Origin of the sequence: Pontibacter kalidii (assembly GCF_026278245.1) — a bacterium.
Lineage (GTDB): Bacteria > Bacteroidota > Bacteroidia > Cytophagales > Hymenobacteraceae > Pontibacter > Pontibacter kalidii.
Genome location: NZ_CP111079.1, coordinates 4,595,752 through 4,617,805, shown reverse-complemented (window position 1 = coordinate 4,617,805; position 22,054 = coordinate 4,595,752). Strand labels below are relative to the sequence as shown.

Genomic DNA, 22,054 nt, shown 5'->3' with positions numbered 1-22,054 from the left:
AGAAAGGATAATGCATAAAAGTTATGGCCGCTATTATATCCTCTACCAAAGTAAGTGTGGAATCCTTACTGCAGTATATTCCCGAGGAGAGCTTTTCTGCTCTTGCCCATCAGACGAGAGTTGATTACAAGGTGCATAAGTTGTATGGGCGCAGCATGTTTTACCTGCTGCTCTACGGTCTGATAAGTGATGAGAGAATAGGGCAGCGGAGCCTAGCAGATTATTTCAACACAGCCAAGTTCCGGGCGTTTGCCAAGCTCGATGCCTCTTCCCAGATCAGCCACAGCTCCCTCTCCGACAGGCTGGCCACCATGCCAGTGAGCTTTTTTGAGCAGGCCTATCAGCAGGTCTATCACCTCTTCTCGCGCCACTACGGGGAGCAGCAGGCAGCAGGCCACTCCATTACCCGGGTTGACTCGACCATGGTTTGCGAGCAGGCCAACAAATTGGAGGCCGGTATGCGTGTGGGGCGCAAGAAGGACGGCAAAAAACAGATCAAGTACACGCTGGCCCTGCAGGACCTGTTTCCCTCCTCCGTGGAGCTGTTTTCCAAACAATCCGAGTTGAGCGAGGACAAGACCATTGCCAGGCTTATCCTGGGCCAGGTAGCAGCCGAGGACAACGTGGTTGTCTTCGACAGGGGCGTGCAGCAGCGCAGGAGCTTTTGCCGGATAGATGCAAAGCAGCTTTGGTTTATCACCCGGCTCAAGAAGAATGCCCGCTGCCAAACCGGCACTTGTTTCTCGACGGCGGCTGGAGAGCGGGTAGGCAACGTGCGCATCCTCAGCGATGAGTTGTGTTGGCTCTACTCCCATGGCAAGCAGGTCGAGGTGCCTTTTCGCCTCATCAAAGCTGTGACCGACAAAGGCAAAGTGATTCCCTTGCTCACCAACCGCTTTGACGTATCGGCTAAGGCCATTGCCAGGCTCTACCGCAGGCGCTGGGACATAGAGGTCTTCTTCCGCTTTCTCAAGCAGGAGCTCAACCTCTCCCATCTGCTCACGGTCAGCCTCAACGGTATCAAAATCATCCTTTACATGACGCTGATACTGGCCATGATGCTGTTGGTCTACAGGAAAGTAAATGAGCTGGGATACAAAACCGCCAAAAGAAGATTTGCCATGGAGCTTGATGAACGTATCACGGCCTTGCTTATCGTCATAGCAGGAGGAAAACCAGAGATTGTCTTTGCCAATATGAAAACGTAAACAACTTCCGAACACTCCTAATTTGCAATCCGAAGGCAGCTTAGCCGCGGATTTGTAATCCGCCATAGCAAAGGCAGTAGCCACAGGCAGGCATGCGGATTGCAACTCCGCAAGTACAAGAGTTCCGGATTACAAATCCGAAACAGCGAGTGATAGAATTAAACTTGCGGCACAGAAGATAATTCGCCTTGTTTTCAAACCCTCCTACCGCAAGTTTAGCGCCAGCGTAACTTGTGGTTAAACTTAGCAGCAGTTTGTGACTGCTTTGTAGAAGCAAGGATAGAAATAGCTGTTCCTATAGAAGTATAGCTTATACTTTAGTGGCATTCCCAGAGTATACTTCTGCGAACGTATGCTTTTCTGCTGCCGCATAAAGCAAGTTGAAAACTTGCATCATGCACAGCCGCTAGTTACGCTACCGCTAAGCTTGCGGCAGGAATGTAGAGCAGGAGTCTTCTTGCGCTGTTAGTTCGCCAACAGCAAAACTTCCATATTATGTCTATCAAACCCATTTATACCAACAGACTCGTACTTGTCCCTTTCACGCTTCCGGTGGCGCGGGCGCTTTTAGCCTTTAACACAAATATACTAGCCGGGATCGGCCTGCAGCCTACCCGCTTCTGGCCTGATCAGGAAAGCATGGACAGCTTGCCCCGGATCATTAAACGGCTGGAGCAACTGCCGGAGCCAACAGGGTTTGAATCGTGGATGATCGTGCTGCAACATAATGCCACTGTTATTGGAGATGCTGGTTTTAAAGGGGCACCGAATCAGGAAGGGGTTGTAGACATTGGCTATTCTATTATCGAGCAGGAGCAGCAGAAAGGTTACGGGCTTGAAACGGCCAGGGCCCTTGTGGAATGGGCCTTTCGCCACCCTCAGGTGAAAGTTGTTACAGCAAATTGCCTTCTGGAAAACACGGCTTCGATCCGGCTGCTGGAAAAGTTAGGCATGCAGGAAACCGTCAGAGATGATGAGATGATCTACTGGCGACTGATCAGTAGACAAGCAGACAACAATAACTTAAGATAAAGCCCGCAATAGCAGGTGTAAATTTACTGATGGCTGTTGCTTTCAGATTTGCCCGTCTGATCCAGCGCAGCTTTCAAGCCCGTTGCCAATTTTCAACAGGTCCCACGCCCCAGTAGTGCAGGAAGAAGATACGTGGCTTTTCGTGTACCATGTGGTTATGCACGGCTACTACTTCTATTCCATTTTCTACCAAGGCTTTGATCACAGGTGCCATCTCATCCTCCAGCATGGCAAAGTCGCCGGCCACAGCAGCACGTTCCGGTGTACCCTGCCAGGCGGCCCAGGTGTTGAAGCCCATAAAAGGGCTTACTTTTTGCCCATGCTCCTGCAGCTTTACATCGGGCCGGCCTATTGTAACTTTATAAACACCGCTGCTCCTTTCTCCCTCGTGGCCAAGTATAGAGGCAATCTGCTGCACATCCAGCGAGTTCTGAACCTGCTCCGCTTTTGCCTTACCGGGGTCTCCGCCTCTTAACGCTGTTATCTTATCCAATACGGCTTTCACTCCCTTTGCCAAAACTTCCTCTGTTCCGCTACCCCCGATGTGCATGTACATGATGTCGGGCTTCTCCCGCACAAAATGGTTGTGCAAACCTGTAGTGGTTAAGCCATTGCCGATAACCACCTGCTGCACAGGCGCGACCTCCTCCTCTTTCAGCACAACACCCCCCATCACCATAGCACCATTCGGCGCAGGACTAAAGGCAGCCCAGCTTCCCATACCCATCGCCGGAATGATCTTAAAGCCATCTACTTCCACCTGCACATCATGCTGCGGCACGGTTACCTTATACTCCCCATTGTTTTCCTGTCCCTTCAGGCCGAGCACCTGCTCGATTGCGGCTATATTTAATTTCTTTGCCTGCTGATTCACAGCAGCGTGCTGGCCCATAGCAACAGATACAAGCCAGAGGTACAGGATCAGGGAAGCGGTTATTCTTTTCATAGTCATCGTGTAAAAGGTATAGGCATGCTCCCTTTTACGATAAATCACTGCTAATTAATCTCTTTGGAGTCACTAAGATCGTGTTTATTTAGATGGGCTGAAAGTAACCTAACAGGTACATCACCAAACCCGCCAGTGCACTGACTGCTATCCAGGGAATCATACCTACTTTAAGCCGGTACATGGCCAGTATAGAGACAACGATCCAGCCAAGGCTAAAGTAGTCTATTGCCAACGCTCCAGCTCCTTTCCTGAGCACTACCGCCTGCCCAAAGTAAACTGTCAGGTTCAGAATAACACCCACGACAGCAGCCGTCACTATACTTAAAATGGCCTTGATAGAGGTGTTGCTTTGTGTCCTTTCTACAATCGGGGCACCTACCAGTATGAACAGGAAGCAAGGCAGGAAGGTATAGTAGGTAGTGACTGCCAGTCCGATTGTGCCCATCAGCAGGGAGCCGGCAAAGTGGTTGTAGCCTGCCATAAACCCCACAAAGGCCAGTACCATAATGAGAGGTCCCGGAGTGGTTTCGCCCAACGCCAGGCCATCGATCATCTGATAATTGTTGAGCCAGTTGAGCTTTTCTACTGCTACCTGCGCCACATAAGGCAGCACGGCATAGGCACCGCCAAAGGTCACCAAAGCAGCTTTGGTGAAGAACAGGGAAAGATTGCTCCAGAAGCTGCTATCCTGCAGCAGGAGGTAAAACAACAGGAAAGGGATTACCCAAAGCAAGGCGGCGACAGCCAACTGTTTACTGACCCTCTTCCAGCTGAATACGGTATCAGGCAGCACTGTCGCGGCATTAATGTAGTAGCCCGACTCGTCGGTTATTTTCTGCTCTTCTCCCCCACGCCGTTGCAGGGCAGCCGGGAACACCTTCAGCATAAGGACAGCCACCACAATTGCGCCCAGGATGATGAGCGGAAATGGCACGTCCAGGAAAAAGATCAGGACAAAGCTCAGAAGGGCCAGCACGTAGTGCAGCCAGTTGACCAGCGCTTTCTTACCAATCTTAATCAAAGCCAGGGCTACTATAGCTACTACGGCAGGCTTTAGCCCATAAAATAGTGCCGCCACCCAAGGTATACTGCCATAGGTAACATACACGATGCTCAATGCCAGCAGGATGAACACCGAGGGCAGCACGAACAGGATCCCTGCCGTTAAACCTCCTCTCACCCCATGCAGCAACCACCCGATGTAGGTAGCCAGTTGTTGCGCCTCCGGTCCTGGCAGCAGCATACAGTAGTTGAGCGCATGCAGAAACCTGGAGTCTGATACCCATTTCTTCTGATCCACAACAAACGCATGCATAATGCCGATCTGACCGGCCGGCCCGCCGAAGCTGATAAAGCCTAACTTCAGCCAAAAGAAGAAGGCTTCTCTAAAACTGGGCTTCTGATTAGCCAAGGTAGTGGTGGCGCTTGTGTCGGCGGCTTGCATAGGTAAGAAATTAGCTCGTAACTGATTAACGGCTGCAGCCCCTTAACGCCTGTGGTATTGAATAGCCTGCACCAGCAGCAAAGATATAAACCTGCTTTAACCTCAATGTTACCTTTGATACCTGATTCAGAAGTCAACCTTATACAAGTCCTCCATCTGCCGCTGGGTGATGAACTTTGGCATGGCGCGAAACAGCGTGTTGCGGATGCGGCCCAGCAATGGGTGACGCCAGTGTGCTACCTCCCCCAGCCTCCTCGACAGTGCGATTACTTTGGCGGTTCTGGGCATTCGGCGCTTCTCATACTTTTTAAGGGCCTTTGCCAGCACCGGCTCCTGTTGCAGGCATTGCGCCAGCACCACGGCGTCTTCTATCGCCTGGCAAGCCCCTTGCCCCATGTTGGGCGTAGTAGCATGGGCGGCATCACCTAACAGCACCACACGGCCATACACAAAATGCTTTAGCGGTTTTAAATCTGCAATGTCGTTCCAGATAAGCTGCTCCGGAGCGGTTGACGCCAGCACCATCTCTACCGGCGAATGTACGTTTTCAAAGTGGCGGGCCAGCTTCTCAGGTGTCATGCGGCGCATTTTTTCGTCGCGCTGCGGGGCGTTGATGCAGGCATACCAGTATATCTTATCGCCCTGCAATGGGGCAATCCCTACCCGGCCTTCGGGAGCCCAGGTCTCTGCCGAGATCATGGTGTTGATGGCCACTCCGGGGTTGTCGATCACGGCGCGCCAGCAAGTATAACCGGCGTAACGTGGGATACTTTGCGGCACCAGTTGCTGGCGCACCACCGAACTGATGCCATCGGCGGCAATAAGCAGATCGGCAGTGGCATAACTTCCATCCGTAAACATGACCCGCACCTGCTCACCTTCCTGCATAACCTCCTCACAGCGTTTGCCCAGCACCAGTGAGCCGGGATGCAGGTGATTGCAGAGCACCTCGTGCAGGTCGGCGCGGTGGATCACAAAGTTGTTGATGCCGTACTTGTTGCTCAGGGGCCGGGTATCCATGTTGCTGATCACGCTGCCATGCTCATCAAAAATTACGAGCGCCTCCAGCTGCTTGCCGCGCGCAATTACCTCATCGGCTAAGCCCAGGCGGGCAAGGCCCTGTATGGCGTTGGCTGCCAGCCCCACTCCTGCTCCAAGCCCCATAATCCTGGGCGCCGCTTCGTAAACGGTTGTTTCCATGCCCGCTTTCTGAAGGGCAAGGGCCGCGCACAAGCCTCCGATTCCTCCTCCTATCACAATGGCTTTCATGTGGCTAGTAGTTTGATAGACGTTGACACAATAAGTTTTATAAACTGCCCCCCGACGCTATACTTACAGGTACTGCACGGGCAAGGCCTTGCTACTCTTTTTACGCATGTTGCTTGCTTTGCAGCCTTAGATTACCGGAGCAATTAAAGGGCATACAGCCACATAAAAAAAGCCGGCATGGGCCGACTTCTATACCTACTCCGCCACAGGAGCCTCTCCCTCAGGGCACTTGTTATCCATCAGCAGCCGGATGTTCTCCACACAGGGCACAGGTATAAACGTGTAGACCTCCTTCTCCCCGCTGCAATACTTAAAGCTGGCAAACTCGGAGCGACCTTTCGGGTAAATCCATTTGTCGGCCTCGCAGCCATACACGAATAAAGGCAGGTCGTTGTAGTAGTAATCCACATAAGAAACCACTTCCCCGTCCTTCACAAACAGCAGGCGGCGGTGGTTATCAGGCACAGGGTCTCCCTCCCACTTAAACCCGATCACGTCACTGATGGATTTTTTGTCTTCGTTTGGCTGGAAGAAGTACATCAAGTCCCAGTCAAAATCGGTCAGCTCGGCCATGCGGATAGTTTTGTAGCCTTCCGGGCCAACTTCCCCCTGGGTTACGGCGGCTTTCAGTTTCTCGTTCAGGGCGGTGTTGCTGCCATTGCAGCCTGCCAGTAGAAGCAGGGCAAGCAGTGGCCAGATGGATCGTTTCATCAAAGGGTATACTTTATACTTTGGACAGATGAAGGTACGGCTTTCGGCCATACCTCACAAACGCGGCGGCGCCGTTATACTTTCTTTGCCGCTAGCGTTTATACTCCTCGGCCAGCTCCTCTTGCTCCTGCGCTTGCCGGCCAAACACCTTGGCTACCCATTTAGGCAGGAAGATGGACCCCAGGATCAGGTACGGATAATAGGTGATGAGGCGGTAGAGCACTACCACGACACTGGCGAAGCCTCCCAGGAACAGGCCGAAGAAGCTCGGGAAGGCCATCTCCACGATACCCGCACCGCCCGGCGTAATGGCAATCAGCATCACGATCCAGAAGATCAGGTTGCGGGAGAGGATCAGCAGATGCTCGCTGAAAGAGACATCCACAAAGGCCGCGATGAGGCAATTGAGCAGGAAGTAACGGGCACTCCAGACAAATATGGTGGCAAGGATGGCGCGCGCCCAGTAGTTAAAGTCTTTACCTCTCAGCTGCTCCGACGCCCACACAATCTCGTTGCCATGCTGAAAGGCGTTTACGCGCCACTTGCGCAGAAACCCGATGGAGGTGATCTTGAGCAGCAGCCACTTAAAGGCACGCGGGCGCACGAACAGCGCGTAGATCATGATAAAGGTATACACCGCAATCAGGCTGTAGCTGATATAGAAGGCAGACTGCAGCTTGGCCACGTCCGATGGGTCGAGGTTGAAGGTGGGGAACACGGCGCCTTGCGTGAGCAGCAGCGCAATGGGCGCCACCACGATAAAGAACATGTTATCCAGCACCGCCGTCAGCATCACATACGCCAGCGACTTGCCCAGCGGGATGCCTTCTTTGTTCAGGATGATAGTGGCCACCGTGGTACCGCCCACCACGGAGGGTGTTACGGCCGAGGCGAACTCCCAGAGCATGATCACATCCAGGCTGTTGCGCCAGGTCAGGAATTTATCGGTCAGCGATCGTATCCGGTACATATAGCCGGCATCGCGGACAACCAGCACTACCAGCGCCGCCAGCAGCCACCAGATATTGGCCTGGGCTATACCTTTCAGCTCGCTTACCTTGTCGTCCTTTATAAAAAGCCAGGCAGTGGCGGCCAGGCCCAGCAACACCGGGATCAGCACCTTTACCGGGCTAAAGCTTTTAAGTATGGTTTTCTTGTTCTGATCCATCTGACGTGGTAATTGGCCCTGAAACGGCTCTGGGCCAAGGCGCGCGTAAAGCTATGAACAATTAGGAATACGCCCAAAACCAGGCGGAGTTGGTGGCCCAACTGCTACTCTACCAGCAGCTGCGTTACCTGGGTAGCCTGTCCTACAGCCTCGGTAATGAAAAAATCGTTGAAGCCCTCACCTACCTCCAGCCCGATCAGGTTGAGCTGCAGCATATCCAGAATAGCCAGGAAATTGAAGATCATACCGATCTTGTCCGGGAACTCCTCGATCAGCCTGGAGAAGGCCACGCGGTTACGCTGCTGCACCATGCCCAGGATAATATCGCGCTGGCCCTCGATGGTATACGGATACTGGATAACGGTATGCTTCGGCTTATTCTGCTCCTCCTCAAAGCGCGTCATCACCTTCTCGAACACGCGCATGATCTTGTAGAGGCTCAGGTCCTGCAGCTCGTACTCGAAGTGGTTGGCATTGGCGATCTGCTGCAGCTCCTGATGTATGTTGCCGCGGTTCTCCTGGGCCATGCGCTGGTCCTCCATATACGAAAGGTCCGGCACGGCGCTTTTATACTTCTTGTACTCCAGCAGGTGCTGCACCAGTTCCTCACGCGGGTCTATCTCGTTGCCCTCCTCGTCCTTCTCCACGCGTGGCAGCAGCATTTTAGCCTTGATGCGCATCAGGGTGGCGGCGGTAAGTATAAAATCGCTGGCTACCTCAATGTTCAGCTGCTCCAGCTGCTGCAGGTAGCCCACAAACTCAGTCGTGATCCGGAAGATCGGGATGTCGTGTATGTCGAGCTCATCGCGCTCGATAAAGAACAGCAACAGGTCGAACGGACCCTCAAACAGCGGTAATCTTATCTCGAAACTCACTTATCAACTCATTTTGGGGCGCGTGTGGCTGCGCAGGTGGCAAAAATAATCATTTTAGGCGGAACCTGAACGACCGCCTCTCTGCTTCAACCTAAACAGGCGAGGCATGGTTCACAACTATTTTACCCCGTTCATGTATATAGCAGAATGCTTATGCCTCAGCCGGATTCAGGAAGGTATACAATTTTTCATATATAATTACTATGCCCGCTTGCCACGAATTAAGTGGCGGCATGTGTTTTTATATTTATTAACTTTACGCTTTGGAAGAAAAGGCACGGCACGTGCTTTTTAAACTTTAACCCGATTTTTTTGTTTTAAGGGTCTATAAGGACAATTCTATGATAATCAAACCCGGAGAGCTGCTTGCCTCCATCAACTCGCCTGCCGACCTGCGGAACCTGAAGCCGGAGCAACTTTTGCAGGTGACCCAGGAGCTGAGGCAGTATATCATTGATGTCGTATCGATTCATGGCGGCCATTTTGGTGCCAGTCTGGGTGTGGTGGAGCTTACCACGGCGCTGCATTATGTGTTCAACACTCCTTATGACCAACTGGTGTGGGATGTGGGCCACCAAGCCTACGGGCACAAGATCCTGACCGGCCGCCGCGACATATTTCATACTAACCGCAAGTATGGTGGCATCTCCGGATTCCCGAAAAGAAAAGAAAGCGAATACGATACCTTTGGCGTGGGCCACTCCAGCACCTCCATCTCGGCGGCACTGGGCATGGCCGTAGCCTCCAAGTATAAAGGCGAGGACAAGCGCCAGCACATCGCCGTGATCGGCGATGGCGCCATGACAGGCGGGATGGCCTTTGAGGCCCTGAACCACGGCGGCGTGGCCAACGCCAACCTGCTGGTGGTGCTCAACGACAACTGCATGAGCATCGACCCGAACGTGGGCGCACTCAAAGAATATTTAACCGACATCACCACCTCGCGCACCTACAACAAGATGCGCGACGAGGTATGGAAAATACTGGGCAAGATCAGCAAGTTTGGCCCGGATGCCCGCACGATCGTTTCCAAGATCGAGAACGGCGTAAAAGCGGCCATCCTGAAGCAGAGCAACCTGTTTGAGGGGCTTAACTTCCGCTACTTCGGCCCGATAGACGGCCACGACATCAACCACCTGGTGTCGGTGATGGAGGACCTGAAGCATATCCCGGGTCCGAAGATCCTGCACTGCCTTACCACCAAGGGCAAGGGCTTTGCCCTTGCCGAGAAAGACCAGACCAAGTGGCACGCACCCGGCCTATTCGATAAGATCACCGGTGAGATCTATAAGACAGTTCCTGACAAACCGCAGCCTCCCAAATACCAGGATGTGTTCGGCCATACGATTGTGGAACTGGCGGAGCAGAATCCCAAGATCATGGGCATTACGCCTGCCATGCCGTCGGGCTGCTCACTCAACATTATGATGGCGGCCATGCCGGACCGCGCCTTTGATGTAGGCATTGCCGAGCAGCATGCGGTTACCTTCTCGGCTGGCCTGGCCACGCAGGGCCTGGTTCCGTTCTGCAACATCTACAGCTCCTTTATGCAGCGCGGCTACGACCAGGTGATACACGACGTGTGCCTGCAAAACCTGAACGTGGTTTTCTGCCTCGACCGTGCCGGGTTTGCCGGTGCTGACGGCCCTACCCACCACGGTGCTTACGACATTGCCTACATGCGCTGCATCCCGAACATGGTAGTGGCCGCTCCGATGAACGAGCAGGAGCTGCGCAACATGATGTATACTGCCTCCCAGGAAGATATGGGGCCGTTCACGATCCGCTACCCGCGTGGCGAAGGCGTGATGCCACAGTGGCGCACGCCGCTGGAGTTGCAGCAGGTAGGCAAAGGGCGCACCATTCAGGAAGGCGAAGAGGTAGCTATACTTACCTTCGGACACGTGGGCAACTACGCAGTGGAAGTATGCCAGAAACTGGCTCTGGAAGGCATCCACCCGGGCCACTATGATATGCGCTACGCCAAACCGCTGGACGCCGAGCTGCTGCACCACATCTTCACCAAGTATGAAAAAGTGATAACCGTAGAGGACGGCTGCCTGCAGGGCGGCTTCGGAAGCGCGGTGCTGGAGTTTATGGTGGACAACGGCTATACGTCGCAGGTAAAGCGCCTCGGCATTCCGGATGCAATTTTCGAGCACGGCTCACAGCTGCAGCTGCAGCACGAGGCTGGCTTTGCCCCAGTCGATATCGAAAACACGGTGCGCGAGCTGGCCGGCGTGCCGGTGAAAGTATAAACTCAGCGGAAACAAGAACCTAGAGCAGAGCCTCGCAGTGTAAAACCTGCGGGGCTTTTGTTTTTGTCTGAATCAGGATTTATAGAAACGTCATACGTTACAACCTCTGCAGGCATGAACCTGCAAACCGAGCCTGATGCTGAAGTTGAATCTGCAGTACTGGGTCCAACCACCCCTACCCCTCCTTATCTAAGGAGGGGTAGGGGTGGTTGGACCCAATAATTCGGCTGTTACGTATTCACTATCTTTGCTACTAACCACAAAATCCTGATTCAGACAAAAATGAAAAACACCTACACCGACCACGGCTCCGGCGACACGTTGGTTTTCCTGCACGGCTTCTGCGAGAGCAAAGACGTGTGGGCGGAGTTCACCGAGCCGCTGCAGCAGAAGTTCCGCATCATCGCCCTCGACCTGCCGGGCTTTGGCGACAACACGCAAGGCATCCGTAACTTCAGCATGGAAAGTATGGCTGACTACGTGAAGCAAAAGCTGGAGAAGCTGGGCTTGAAGAAATGCATTCTCATTGGCCACTCCATGGGCGGGTACGTAAGTATGGCCTTTGCCGAAAAGTTCGGCAGCATGCTGCAGGGCCTCTGCCTCTTTCACTCCTCCGCCCTCCCCGACACCGACGAGAAGAAGGAGCAGCGCGATAAAAGTATAGACTTTGTGGAGCGCCACGGCGTGGATAACTTTATCAACCCCTTCACGGAGCCGCTCTTCTACCAGGGCAACCGAGAGCGGCTACAGCAGGAGATCGAGCTGATGAAAAATATTGGCAAAGCCACTCCACAGGAAAGTATAATCGGCGCCCTGGCTGCCATGCGCGACCGCCCCGACCGCACCCTTGTGCTGCGTGAGGCTAAATTCCCGGTGCTGTTCATTTTTGGCAAGGAGGATGGGGCCGTGCCGCTGGAGAAGGCGCTGGAGCAGTGCCACCTGCCCGGCAACAGCATGGTCTACTTCCTGGAGAAAACCGGTCACATGGGCATGTTCGAGCGCCCCTACGAGACCCGCAAAGCCATTGAGAAATTTGCTGAGACCATTTTTGGATGAGGGCTGAGAGTTGGGGAGTTAGAAAGGTAGAAAATAGGGCTTCGTGCAGGCTTTTAACCGCTTCGCTGTGGAAAGCGAGGCTATGGTTGTCTGGGGCTATACTTTATATTCTGGCGTAGTATAACGTATAGCCCCACTCCTACCAAGGGAGGGGTTTCCTGCCAGATTATCTTCTCTGTCCACGCAGAATGCAGGTTGATAACTTGCATGTATGGCGGCCACATTTACGCACTAGCTAAACTTGCCGCTTTCAACTCACTGGTTCTCAAACCACCAGATTTCTCAAAACGCTTCTGTCGCATACGCTGTGCTGCCTGTAACACGCAGGCACAGGTATACTTTTTAGCCTGCCACCCGGTGGGCGATGTTCATACTTTAACAGCAACACGTATCTTTATACTTCACCAGCAGCTGCTTATGTCATACGCCTCCACCCTTGCGCCTACTCCCGCCAGAATCTTGCCGGCCATTGTGTTCTCGCAGTTTGCAGGCACCTCGCTTTGGTTCGCGGGAAATGCAGTGCTGCCGGAACTGCAGGCATCGCTAGGGCTGCGGCAGGAGGCCTTGGGTTGGCTTACCTCGTCGGTGCAGCTGGGTTTTATACTTGGCACGCTCTGCTTCGCCTTCTTCTCGCTGGCCGACAGGGTTTCGCCGCGGTTGCTGTTTCTGCTGTGTGCACTACTGGGGGCGGTGGCAAATGCGCTGGTACTGTTCTCTGCCACAAGTATAACGGGTGTGCTGTTGCTGCGCGGCGCCACAGGCTTTCTGCTGGCGGGCGTTTACCCGGTAGGCATGAAGATAGCGGCCGGCTGGTACAGTGGCCGGTTGGGCAAGGCCATCGGCTACCTGGTGGGGGCGCTGGTGTTGGGCACGGCTTTTCCGCACCTGCTGCGCGGCCTGGGCGCTGGCCTGCCCTGGCAAACCATGCTGCTGGCGGTAAGCTTACTGGCTGCCGCCGGTGGCCTGCTGATGTACCTGCTCGTGCCCGATGGGCCCTACCTAACCAAAGGTGCTAGGTTTGAGGTTAACAACATGCTGCGGGTGTTCCGGGGGCGGGAGCTGCGGGCGGCGGCCTTTGGGTATTTTGGGCATATGTGGGAGCTTTATACGCTATGGGCTTTCGTACCGCTTATACTTGCCTATGCCTTTCCGGGGTGGCAGCCGGCGCAAGTGTCAGTTTACAGTTTTATGGTGATTGCCGCCGGGGCTGTGGGGTGTATCCTGGGCGGGTACCTTTCCCGGCGCTGGGGAAGTGAGCGGGTGGCGTTTGTGCAGTTGCTACTGTCGGGGCTGTGCTGTGTAGCAAGCGTGTGGGTGCTGCAGATGCCTCCGTTGCTCCTGCCCTTCCTGCTGTTCTGGGGTGTGGTAGTGGCTGGCGACTCTCCCCAGTTCTCCGCGCTCACAGCCCGTGCTGCCCCACCGCAACTGGTGGGCACGGCGCTTACGGTGGTTACCTCCATCGGCTTTGCCATCACCATCATCAGCATACAGCTAACCGGTTATTTACTTACAGTGATACCCGTGCAGTGGGTATTCATACTCCTGGCTATCGGGCCTTTGGCAGGCCTGCTCTCCATGCGCCCACTGCTGCGCAAATAAAAAACGGCAGCCCGCGTACTGCAGGCTGCCGCTAAAATCGAAACCTTTATCTATACTTTAAATCAGGCTAAATAGTTAGTCCTGCAGCTCCATTTCCATCACGGTACCGTCCGAGGCCCGTAGGTCCATCTCGTCATCGTCGAGCTTCATCACCTCAAAGTTCTCCGTCATGTCGGCACCCTCAAACTGCAGCGACAGGCGCTTACCTGCCTGGTCGTATGTCCAGGTGCCGGTTTGCAGGGAGGAGCCTGCTCCCAGCGCGAAACGGCCATCGGCATAAAACTGCATGGTCTGGTCCTGCTCAGCGTCCGTGAGTTTCTCCTTGTCTCCGGCGGCGTTCCTCTCCTTATCGGCTACCCAGGTCTTGCTGCTCGTTCCGGCGATCATGCTTTCTGAGCCTACCTCTTCTTTGTTCCCGCCACAGCTTGTTATAGTAATTGCCAGCAATAGGGCCAACAGGCTGTGCCAGCTGTTCTTCAACTTATCCATCGTTTTATCTTATTGTTGTTGTGAATGTTGCATACGGCCTGTATCGCTTTGTCGTTGCGGAAGGCAGCACAACTAAGTGGCTTTCACGGCGTATCTTATCTGTATATGGCGCACGGCTAGGTGCAGCCTCCACGATGAAAGCAAGTTTGATTTAAAAGACAACTATATGGGACTGTCAGATTTTTTTAAGAAGGGAAAGAAGGAGCCCGCCAAGCCCTCGAGCAATATATCCTCATCCAAGAACGTAAAGACGCCACCAGGCACACAACCTGTCAGCCAGGGCAGTGCCACGCGTGCACCGGGCCACCCGGAGCAGGGCTTCTACAGCAACAGCGACAAGAGCCAAACAACTGATCCGGGGCCTAATCAAGACGTGTACACTGTGCAGAGTGGCGACTCGCTCTCCAAGATTGCTCAGAAGCACTACGGCAATGCCAACGACTGGAAGAAGATCTATAACGCCAACAAAGACAAGATCGGCGATAATCCGGACCTGATCCGTCCGGGCCAGCGCCTGGCGATTCCGAGAGACTAAAGATACCTGTTTGTGTTGAAGGTAGAACAGCCAGCCCCCTTTCTGGGGTTGGTTGTTTGTTTTTATACTTGGGTTATACTTTTATACTTGCCAGCTATACTTTATGCAATCGTTGGCGCGGGCTTGCAGCCGGTGCCTTTTTATACTTTGGCCATACTTGCTAGCCGCTGCTTCACGGCACTTGAAACAAGCTATCCTTTCTAGCTGCCGCTGATCCTGTAGTTCCCACAAGCCTACCATTGCACTTCATACTTTGGCTCCCTCTAGCCCGGGAGGGCTCGTCTTTCCGCATCGCGCTGTGTACATTTCCTTTGCTTGACCTGCGGTCTCCGCAATTTCGCTAAAGCGAAACCGCAAATCTACAAGGCGCTCAACGGAAAGACTGGGTATCATTTTGATAGCTCCTGCTTTTGCAACGTAAACTAAAGTCCCCCTTTGAAGTCTCGGATCCTGGACTTGTTCCGGGAGGGGTAGGGAATGATAATCGTTCACGAGCAATTCCCCTCCTTGGAGGGGCTTAGGGGTGGGTTTATACTTGTACTGATGCTATTAGCAACTACGAAACTTACACATTAGCTAGAGCTGTCACAGGCTCCCTCCCCTGTTCTTAGGGGAGGGCTGGGGTGGGGTGATGGAGGGACAGGGGTGGTTGTACACCATATCCAACAAAACAAAAAAGCCCACCAGGTATGACACCTGGCGGGCTTCTCAATCAATAAGTATACTTTGCGGGCTTAGAAGCGCTCGTCGGCAGCGAAGAAGAAGTCGCCTTCTATCTGCGCGTTCTCGTCAGAGTCAGAGCCGTGCACGGCATTTGCCTCGATAGACTTCGCGTACTTCTTGCGGATGGTGCCTTCCTCCGCCTGAGCCGGGTTGGTAGCGCCGATCAGCTTGCGGAAATCCTCCACCGCGTTGTCTTTCTCCAGGATCATCGCCACGATCGGGCCGGAAGACATATACTTTACCAGGTCGCCGTAGAACGGACGCTCTTTGTGCACCTCGTAAAACTTGCCTGCGCGCTCTTCTGTCAGTCTGGTCTTTTTCATCGCCACAATACGGAAGCCGCCTTCCTCGATCATTTGGGTAATGCCGCCAATATGGTTTTCTGCTACCGCATCAGGCTTAATCATGGTGAATGTCTTGTTTCCGGCCATGTTGTCTTTTTACTTTATCGTTAAAAATGTCTTCTTTGGTATGCAAAACTAGCGCATTTCGGGCAATATTGGTATATTTTTCCGCTATCTTTCGTGAATATCCCGCGCTGCGCTGCGAGTGCTGCAGTGCCTGTAAACATGTCTACTGTTGTTTTAGACGTATTTTATTCAGAAATTCGCGCCTTATATCCTTATTAATCAGAGGATTTAAACGTACCCTATGCATGATATCAACGCTCTGAAAGAGCTTCTGAAAGAGCCTAAAGAGGTGATGATCACCACACATCACAAACCGGACGCGGATGCGCTGGGCTCCTCGCTGGGCCTGGCCGGCTATCTTAAAAAGAAGGGGCACCGCGTTACCGTCATCACGCCGTCTGATTACCCCAACTTCCTGAACTGGATGGAGGGCAACGATGATGTGATCGTGTACTCGGAGAAGAACGATGCCCTGGTGCAGCGTATCACTAAGGAGTCGCAGGTGATCTTTTGCCTTGATTTCAATAGCCTCTCGCGCATCAACGAGATGGGGGAATACATACGCCAGGCATCCGGCACGAAAGTTTTGGTGGACCACCACCTGCAGCCGGAGGATTTTGCAGACCTGGACTTCGCCAACACCGGCGCCGCTGCCACCGCCGAGATCGTGTATGACCTGATCAAGGCCATGGGCGACGGCAACCTGATCGACACCGGCATTGGCGAGTGCCTCTATGCCGGCATCATGACCGACACGGGTTCTTTCCGCCACCCGAGCACCTCGCAGAACGTGCACCTTATTATTGCAGATCTGCTGCATATCGGCGTCAACACCTCAAACATTCACCGCCTGATCTACGACAGCTCCACGGAGCTACGCCTACGCTTCCTGGGTTATGCCCTGAAAGACAAGCTGGTGGTGCTGCGCGAGTATAACACCGCCTACTTTGCCATTACGGCCGACGAGCTGAAGGCCTACGACTCCAAAACCGGCGATACCGAGGGCTTGGTAAATTATGCGCTCTCTATCGAAGGCATTGTTTTTGCAGCACTTATCATCGACCGCACCCAGGCTGTGAAGATGTCGTTTCGCTCGGTGGGCGATTTCTCAGTGAACGAATTTGCCCGGGCGCACTTTAACGGAGGCGGCCACAAAAACGCAGCCGGCGGCATGTCTATGGACACGCTGGAGAACACCGTGGCCAAGTTCGAGAGCCTGCTGCCACAGTACAAAGAGCAGCTCCAGCACGCCATAAACAGATAGTAACCTTATATCAAACTATACCTAGATGTTATCTAAAACTAAATTTTTGCTGCCGGTATTGGCCGGGGCACTGGTGTTGCAGGGATGCAACAAGAACAACGACGAATTTTATACGACGGCTGATGGCCTGACTTATAAAATCTTTGAAAACAACGGCAAAGGCGAGTATGAGAACAAGGGCAAAGTAGCCCCCGAAGACTCAACAGGAGCCAAGATCGGCGAGTTCGTTGCCTTTCACTGGCAGATGGTTAACTCCGAGGACTCGGTGTTTGTAGACACCCGCGAGCAGGTTCCGGGCTTGCCCCGCATTATTCCGGTAATGGAGCCGACCATGAAAGGTGGCCTGGAGAACGCGTTCATGATGCTCTCTGCCGGCGACAGCGGCGTGTTTAAGGTGAATGCCGACACCCTTTTCGCTAAAACGTTCGGTCAGCCGCTTCCGCCTTTCGTGAAGCCGGGCTCAGAGATCACCTTCCGCATTAAGGCCGAGCGCGTAATGAACCAGGCCGAGGCCGAGACCTACCAGCAGGAGCTGATGCAGCGCTACATGGAGGAGTCTAAGGTGCGTGCCGAGAAGCAGATCAAGATAGACGATGAGGCGATCCAGAAGTATGTGAAGGAGCAGAACCTGGAGAACGTGCAGAAAACCGAGTCCGGTGTTTACTACGTGGTAACGGAGCAGGGCAATGGCGAGAAGCCAACTGCCGGCGACGTGGTGGCCGTGCATTACAAAGGCACCCGCCTGGACGGCAAGGAGTTCGACTCCTCTTACAATAACCCGATGTCTGGTGGCGAGCCGATCCGTTTCCCGCTGGGCCAGGGCCGTGTGATTCAGGGTTGGGACGACGCGATTGCGCAGCTGAACGAAGGCAGCAAGGCCATCCTGCTGATCCCCTCGCCGCTGGCTTACGGAGAGCAGGCGCCAAGCCCGGACATCCCGGCCAACAGCATCCTGCGCTTCGACGTGGAGCTGGTAGACGTCGAGAAACAGGCAAAACAGTAAGTATAACGTATGATTTCTATACTTAAGAGCAACCACGGAAGCCGCCTGCTGCAGGCGCTTCTGCTGGTTCTTGTTACCTTTAGCTTTGCTGCCTGCAAGAAGGACAATACGCCTCAGAAAGAGAAGGACGACAAGCAGATCCAGCAATATTTCAAGGCCAATAACATCGACCCTGCCACCGTTACCAAAACTAGCAGCGGTTTATACTACCAACAACTGGAAGCAGGCACCGGCGACAAGGTGTTTCCGGGTGATGTCGTGTCTGTACATTATACCGGCACTTTGCTGAACGGCACCAAATTCGACTCCAGCATTGACAGAGGAAAGCCTTTCGAGTTTAAAGTTGGAGTTGGCGGAGTTATTGCCGGCTGGGATGAAGGCTTGCCTTACATGAGAGAAGGCGAGAAAGCCAGATTATTTATTCCCTCCCACTTGGGGTATGGCAGGCAAAGCTCCGGACCTATCCCTGCAAACTCTCCTTTAGTTTTTGAGATAGAGGTGCTGGATATTTTGCCGTAACCATACTTCACACATAGAAACACAAAAGCCGCCGGGGTTATACTTCCCGGCGGCTTTTTTTTATACTTCCGCATTCTTCAAAGAGTATGCTTCTATACTTTCACTCCTCCGCTTTCCATACTTTTATACTTTAACCTAAGGGGTAGTTAACGAACCCACTCCAGAGAAGGAGATTCCGATAAGTATAACTTGATTCTCCTGCCAGGGATAACGCGCTTCATACTTTTATTTTGTCATCCTGAAAGGATCTTGGTAGCAAGTCGCAGAGGCTTAACCTCCCGGGGGTAGGGGGCCGCTTTTTCTACCAGGTTCCTTCACAGTATGGCAGATGGTTTAGAGTCTTTGTGGGTAGAATGAAAAGCATCCTTCATTAAATAGGCTGATAGTGCCTTTGTCGTGATACATGATACGTGTGTCATGCTACGCAATCCCCCTACTCCGCCAGCACCTCCGAAAGTATGGCCAGTGATTTGATGTCGCCCAGCCTGTCTACGTGCAGCTGGTAGTAGCGAATAAGGATGTCGAGCAGCTCGCGGCGCACCCGGCCGTTGGGAATGGAGGCATAATCCGGCTCCTGCAGCAGTTCATCGAAGTACTTCTCGTGCACCTGCATGGCCAGTACGGTAGGCGCTGAGGTAGCCGACTGCGCATTGGGTGAGAAAGCCACCTGCTCCACCACCTCGGTCCCCGAGCTTGGGCCAAAGCCTAGGTGGGAGCTCAGCTGCAGCAGGAACACCAGATGGAAGTTCTCGAAGCCACTGTCCATCTCATCAAAGGTGGTGATGGCGCTGTACAGGAAATGGAACAGCGGCAGGTTCTCCTCCTCCTCCTTCACCGTGCGCGACACTACTTCCGACAGAAACAAAACGATGCTGCTCTTGCGGATATCGAACGGGATGGAAACAAGGGAGTAGTCGGTTTTGAACTCGGAGATGCGCGAGAGGCCGCCCCGGTGCGAGGTGTAGACCACCATCTCCAGCAGTGTGAACGGCTGGAACAGCGCCACGCGCGAGCCGTTGCCCTTCTTGCGCACGCCGTTCACGATGTACGACTGCACCCCCAGCGCCTCGGTATAGATTTTGGTGATGATGGACGTCTCCCTATACTTGATGTTGCTGAGTACGATCCCCCTTGTTTTGACTAACATTTACTCCAGTACGGCTATTTTACTGATACAGGTTTGGGCGCCATCCGGGCTTGCACCCAGCACCAGGTACACCCCGGCCCTTACGCGGTTGCCGTTGTAGTCGCGGGCGTTCCAGGCGAAGGTGCCGCCCGTGGCTTTGCCTTTATAGACCAACGTACCCGCTACATCTGTAATACGCACATCGGCATTGTTTGGCAACCCCGAGATGCCTACCTCACCGGTATACTCCGGGCGCACCGGGTTTGGGAACACCATGGCGCACTCAGGTTTTCCCTCGGTGATGGTGGCATTGGAGCGGAAAGAGGCCACGCCGGCATCAGTGGCCACAAACACCTCCCCCGACTGATGCTCCACCCCTACCGCGTATACTTTGTCGGAAGGCAGCGGGCTGTTTTGGGTAGTAAAATGATGGATCTGCTCATCGCCGTCGGGGCCGAAAAGCCAGAGGCCGTTATCCGTGCCGATCCACTTGCGGTTGGCCCCGTCCACGGCTATACTTCGCACCACCTGCCCGTTCAGCAAAGGCCGGCCATTTATGATCGGAATGCGCGCATCGTAGCGGGCCGCCTCAAAAACCAGCGCAGTATTGTAATAGATCCCCACGCCATTGGCCGTACCTACCCAAATATCGCCGTTCAGGTCTTTAGCCATACTATAAACGGTACCACTTGGCAGGCCGCCGTTGCCCTCGCCCACGGCAAGGGTTCGTGTCAGGTCCTGCTGCTCATCGTACACCACTAGTCCGCTGCGGGTGTTGCCCTTTCGGGCGACAGACAGCCATTTCTGACCGTAATCATCTATCACCAGCAAAGTCAGGTTGCTGGCATCCGGAATATTGCTCAACGGATGAGACTCCCAGTTGCCATCCGGCGTAAGCTTGTGCAGGCCGGGTGCTCCGGGTTGCCTGTTTGGGTTCACCACCCACACGTTGCCTTCGTAATCCAGGGCCACATCCGTAACGCGTACTTCAGAAGTGGACGCTGTACGCAGCAGCGGGCTGTTTTCTTCGTTATAGAGTATGGCTTTCTCCGGCCCCTCCCAGGCTATCAGCCCGCTGCCGTAGCTGGCCAGGTATAGTTTGTTGTTGCCGGGGTTAAAGACAGCGCCGACCAGGTCCTGCCCCGCTACAAAGGAAGGCTGCGGGTAAAGGGCGCGGTTATAGTTTTGCCATTCGCCTTTTTCGTAAGTATAAAAGCCGCTCTGGTTATTTTGTGGCTCATAGCTTTCGGTGTAGCCGCCGCCCAGCACGTATATCTTGCCCCCGTACGTATAGATCCGGAAGCTGTCGCTGGCGTAGGGGCCGCCGGGGGCAAAGGCCGCAGCTTCAGAATTGCTCAGGCTCAACTTCACCAAACCTTTGGCTTTGTCGGCTAGCCATACTTCGCCGCCAGCGGTGGCCATAGCCTCCTGCGGCTGCGACAGCAAGGTATGAATTAAAGTATAAGTGCGGCCGCTGGCCTCCTGCACCAGCACTCCACCTGACGAAACGATACTTAGGTGAGCCTCCGTGGCATTTAGACTTTTAACCGCAGCCCCAGGGGTCAGCGTGGTTTCGCTCCAGTTCTCGCCGCTCAACGTATACACGCCGCTAGCAGTGCCCGCAAACAACTTCCCTTGAAAGGCAGCTAAACTGGTAACAGCCGAAGGTTCAGGCAAACCGCTGCTCTGGTTGCTCCAATTCCTGAAATCCTGCAGGTTAGTACCGGAGAGAGGCGCAGAAAGGACACCGAGGCTCGTGGACAGTAAAATATTGTTGTCAAGTATGGCTACGTCGGTGGCATTTATACTTTCGCCGTTGGGGCCGAGGCTGCTGTAGGTATCTTTTACCTCACGCTTCTGCAGGTCCAGCACCACCACCCCGAAAGTAGTAGCCAGGTAAGCCAGCTTGTTATAAGTATAAATGCGGTTGATTTTCTTCTCCCCGGAGATGCTTTTCCGGAAGATGTCGTTGATGGCGTAAATGCCGTTGCCTTGCAGCAGGTCTACTTTGCTGTTGTGGTAGGCGATAACAAGTGTATTGGCGCCCTCGCTAAAAGCAATGTCATTGATCTGCTGCTCGCTCAGCCCATCTACTTTCGTGATGGTTTCGGTGGTGTTGAACTCGGTGTCGTAGAAGAAAAGGCCACGCTCGGCGGCCAGGTATACCTTGTCGCCGGCCACGGCGACGGCCTTGCCCTGGTGGTAGGGCACGTGTAGCCGCCAGCCCCCTATCGGCAGCTGGCTTTGCGCCTGCGCTACCAAGGCCGTACTGCACCAGCACAGCCACACCAGCAGCAGGCAGGGCAGGCATTTGATGCGATGGGCAAGTATGATTTTCCGGACTAGGGACATCTTGACAAAGGACAAAAGACTATGATAACCTGAATTACGCGCTTTCCTGCCTATCGAAGTATAA

General features: G+C 53.8%; 19 protein-coding genes. 9 read left to right on the top strand and 10 right to left on the bottom strand.

Translation table 11 applies throughout. The features are described from left to right. Nucleotides 1-23 precede the first annotated feature (23 nt). Both OH144_RS19435 and OH144_RS19430 read left to right on the top strand, forming a co-directional pair. Nucleotides 24-1,208, top strand: coding sequence for an IS4 family transposase (locus OH144_RS19435; RefSeq protein WP_266203304.1), 1,185 nt, complete (start codon nucleotides 24-26; stop codon nucleotides 1,206-1,208). A 495-nt stretch (nucleotides 1,209-1,703) separates the two neighbouring features. Further along, nucleotides 1,704-2,240, top strand: coding sequence for a GNAT family N-acetyltransferase (locus tag OH144_RS19430; RefSeq protein WP_266203923.1), 537 nt, complete (start codon nucleotides 1,704-1,706; stop codon nucleotides 2,238-2,240). 73 nt (nucleotides 2,241-2,313) lie between these two features. On the opposite strand, the gene OH144_RS19425 is transcribed toward OH144_RS19430, so the two are convergent. From OH144_RS19425 to OH144_RS19400, 6 genes are all read right to left on the bottom strand, one after another. Further along, complete coding sequence (locus OH144_RS19425; protein WP_266203922.1) at nucleotides 2,314-3,186, bottom strand: DUF1259 domain-containing protein; 873 nt, start codon at nucleotides 3,184-3,186, stop codon at nucleotides 2,314-2,316. 88 nt (nucleotides 3,187-3,274) lie between these two features. Then, nucleotides 3,275-4,633, bottom strand: a complete 1,359-nt coding sequence (gene chrA, locus OH144_RS19420; RefSeq protein ID WP_266203921.1) for a chromate efflux transporter — start codon at nucleotides 4,631-4,633, stop codon at nucleotides 3,275-3,277. Between the two features lie 126 nt (nucleotides 4,634-4,759). After that, nucleotides 4,760-5,902, bottom strand: coding sequence for an FAD-dependent monooxygenase (locus tag OH144_RS19415; protein ID WP_266203920.1), 1,143 nt, complete (start codon nucleotides 5,900-5,902; stop codon nucleotides 4,760-4,762). Between the two features lie 195 nt (nucleotides 5,903-6,097). Then, the gene (locus OH144_RS19410) at nucleotides 6,098-6,613 is read right to left on the bottom strand and encodes a lipoprotein (protein ID WP_266203919.1); all 516 of its coding nucleotides are present in this window, start codon (nucleotides 6,611-6,613) and stop codon (nucleotides 6,098-6,100) included. 91 nt (nucleotides 6,614-6,704) lie between these two features. After that, nucleotides 6,705-7,781, bottom strand: coding sequence for a lysylphosphatidylglycerol synthase transmembrane domain-containing protein (locus OH144_RS19405; RefSeq protein WP_266203918.1), 1,077 nt, complete (start codon nucleotides 7,779-7,781; stop codon nucleotides 6,705-6,707). Nucleotides 7,782-7,885: 104 nt separating this feature from the next. Beyond that, the gene (locus OH144_RS19400; RefSeq protein ID WP_266203917.1) at nucleotides 7,886-8,656 is read right to left on the bottom strand and encodes a segregation and condensation protein A; all 771 of its coding nucleotides are present in this window, start codon (nucleotides 8,654-8,656) and stop codon (nucleotides 7,886-7,888) included. 341 nt (nucleotides 8,657-8,997) lie between these two features. On the opposite strand from OH144_RS19400, the gene dxs reads away from it, so the two are divergent. The 3 genes from dxs (at nucleotide 8,998) to OH144_RS19385 (ending at nucleotide 13,569) form a co-directional block, all read left to right on the top strand. Continuing rightward, nucleotides 8,998-10,914 (top strand): 1-deoxy-D-xylulose-5-phosphate synthase, encoded by a 1,917-nt coding sequence (gene dxs / locus OH144_RS19395; protein WP_266203916.1) that lies wholly within the window; start codon nucleotides 8,998-9,000, stop codon nucleotides 10,912-10,914. 243 nt (nucleotides 10,915-11,157) lie between these two features. Continuing rightward, entirely contained in the window at nucleotides 11,158-11,970 is an 813-nt protein-coding gene (locus OH144_RS19390; RefSeq protein ID WP_323134800.1) for an alpha/beta fold hydrolase, read from the top strand. Between the two features lie 417 nt (nucleotides 11,971-12,387). Further along, nucleotides 12,388-13,569 (top strand): MFS transporter, encoded by a 1,182-nt coding sequence (locus OH144_RS19385; protein WP_266203915.1) that lies wholly within the window; start codon nucleotides 12,388-12,390, stop codon nucleotides 13,567-13,569. Nucleotides 13,570-13,644: 75 nt separating this feature from the next. Here OH144_RS19385 and OH144_RS19380 read toward each other — a convergent pair whose 3' ends face one another. Further along, the gene (locus tag OH144_RS19380; RefSeq protein WP_266203914.1) at nucleotides 13,645-14,058 is read right to left on the bottom strand and encodes a hypothetical protein; all 414 of its coding nucleotides are present in this window, start codon (nucleotides 14,056-14,058) and stop codon (nucleotides 13,645-13,647) included. A 166-nt stretch (nucleotides 14,059-14,224) separates the two neighbouring features. Here OH144_RS19380 and OH144_RS19375 point away from each other — a divergent pair, with 166 nt between their 5' ends. Then, on the top strand, nucleotides 14,225-14,593 hold the full coding sequence (locus tag OH144_RS19375; RefSeq protein WP_266203913.1) for a LysM peptidoglycan-binding domain-containing protein: 369 nt from the start codon (nucleotides 14,225-14,227) through the stop codon (nucleotides 14,591-14,593). 734 nt (nucleotides 14,594-15,327) lie between these two features. On the opposite strand, the gene OH144_RS19370 is transcribed toward OH144_RS19375, so the two are convergent. Beyond that, nucleotides 15,328-15,747: a nucleoside-diphosphate kinase gene (locus tag OH144_RS19370; RefSeq protein ID WP_073854225.1), complete on the bottom strand. Its 420-nt coding sequence runs from the start codon at nucleotides 15,745-15,747 to the stop codon at nucleotides 15,328-15,330. 220 nt (nucleotides 15,748-15,967) lie between these two features. Between OH144_RS19370 and OH144_RS19365 the strand changes: the two genes are divergently transcribed. The 3 genes from OH144_RS19365 to OH144_RS19355 are packed head-to-tail and all read left to right on the top strand — an operon-like array spanning nucleotide 15,968 to nucleotide 18,512. Then, nucleotides 15,968-16,990, top strand: a complete 1,023-nt coding sequence (locus tag OH144_RS19365) for a DHH family phosphoesterase (RefSeq protein WP_266203912.1) — start codon at nucleotides 15,968-15,970, stop codon at nucleotides 16,988-16,990. Nucleotides 16,991-17,015: 25 nt separating this feature from the next. After that, a complete protein-coding gene (locus tag OH144_RS19360) occupies nucleotides 17,016-17,993 on the top strand; it encodes an FKBP-type peptidyl-prolyl cis-trans isomerase (RefSeq protein ID WP_266203911.1) in 978 nt (325 codons plus the stop codon). A 9-nt stretch (nucleotides 17,994-18,002) separates the two neighbouring features. After that, nucleotides 18,003-18,512, top strand: coding sequence for an FKBP-type peptidyl-prolyl cis-trans isomerase (locus OH144_RS19355; protein ID WP_266203910.1), 510 nt, complete (start codon nucleotides 18,003-18,005; stop codon nucleotides 18,510-18,512). Nucleotides 18,513-18,945: 433 nt separating this feature from the next. Here the strand turns inward: OH144_RS19355 and recO are convergent, their stop codons facing one another. Next, on the bottom strand, nucleotides 18,946-19,659 hold the full coding sequence (gene recO / locus OH144_RS19350; RefSeq protein ID WP_266203909.1) for a DNA repair protein RecO: 714 nt from the start codon (nucleotides 19,657-19,659) through the stop codon (nucleotides 18,946-18,948). Further along, on the bottom strand, nucleotides 19,660-21,990 hold the full coding sequence (gene porZ, locus OH144_RS19345; protein WP_266203908.1) for a type IX secretion system anionic LPS delivery protein PorZ: 2,331 nt from the start codon (nucleotides 21,988-21,990) through the stop codon (nucleotides 19,660-19,662). It abuts the gene before it with no gap. Nucleotides 21,991-22,054: the final 64 nt, after the last annotated feature.

Bases quoted from the DNA above. Each gene is read 5' to 3' on its own strand.
- OH144_RS19405 (WP_266203918.1), bottom strand. From the start codon at position 7,781: ATGGATCAGAACAAGAAAACCATACTTAAAAGCTTTAGCCCGGTAAAG.
- OH144_RS19415 (WP_266203920.1), bottom strand. From the start codon at position 5,902: ATGAAAGCCATTGTGATAGGAGGAGGAATCGGAGGCTTGTGCGCGGCC.
- OH144_RS19370 (WP_073854225.1), bottom strand. From the start codon at position 15,747: ATGGCCGGAAACAAGACATTCACCATGATTAAGCCTGATGCGGTAGCA.
- OH144_RS19380 (WP_266203914.1), bottom strand. From the start codon at position 14,058: ATGGATAAGTTGAAGAACAGCTGGCACAGCCTGTTGGCCCTATTGCTG.
- porZ (WP_266203908.1), bottom strand. From the start codon at position 21,990: ATGTCCCTAGTCCGGAAAATCATACTTGCCCATCGCATCAAATGCCTG.
- OH144_RS19410 (WP_266203919.1), bottom strand. From the start codon at position 6,613: ATGAAACGATCCATCTGGCCACTGCTTGCCCTGCTTCTACTGGCAGGC.
- dxs (WP_266203916.1), top strand. From the start codon at position 8,998: ATGATAATCAAACCCGGAGAGCTGCTTGCCTCCATCAACTCGCCTGCC.
- OH144_RS19365 (WP_266203912.1), top strand. From the start codon at position 15,968: ATGCATGATATCAACGCTCTGAAAGAGCTTCTGAAAGAGCCTAAAGAG.
- OH144_RS19360 (WP_266203911.1), top strand. From the start codon at position 17,016: ATGTTATCTAAAACTAAATTTTTGCTGCCGGTATTGGCCGGGGCACTG.
- recO (WP_266203909.1), bottom strand. From the start codon at position 19,659: ATGTTAGTCAAAACAAGGGGGATCGTACTCAGCAACATCAAGTATAGG.
- OH144_RS19375 (WP_266203913.1), top strand. From the start codon at position 14,225: ATGGGACTGTCAGATTTTTTTAAGAAGGGAAAGAAGGAGCCCGCCAAG.
- chrA (WP_266203921.1), bottom strand. From the start codon at position 4,633: ATGCAAGCCGCCGACACAAGCGCCACCACTACCTTGGCTAATCAGAAG.
- OH144_RS19385 (WP_266203915.1), top strand. From the start codon at position 12,388: ATGTCATACGCCTCCACCCTTGCGCCTACTCCCGCCAGAATCTTGCCG.
- OH144_RS19355 (WP_266203910.1), top strand. From the start codon at position 18,003: ATGATTTCTATACTTAAGAGCAACCACGGAAGCCGCCTGCTGCAGGCG.
- OH144_RS19435 (WP_266203304.1), top strand. From the start codon at position 24: ATGGCCGCTATTATATCCTCTACCAAAGTAAGTGTGGAATCCTTACTG.
- OH144_RS19425 (WP_266203922.1), bottom strand. From the start codon at position 3,186: ATGAAAAGAATAACCGCTTCCCTGATCCTGTACCTCTGGCTTGTATCT.
- OH144_RS19430 (WP_266203923.1), top strand. From the start codon at position 1,704: ATGTCTATCAAACCCATTTATACCAACAGACTCGTACTTGTCCCTTTC.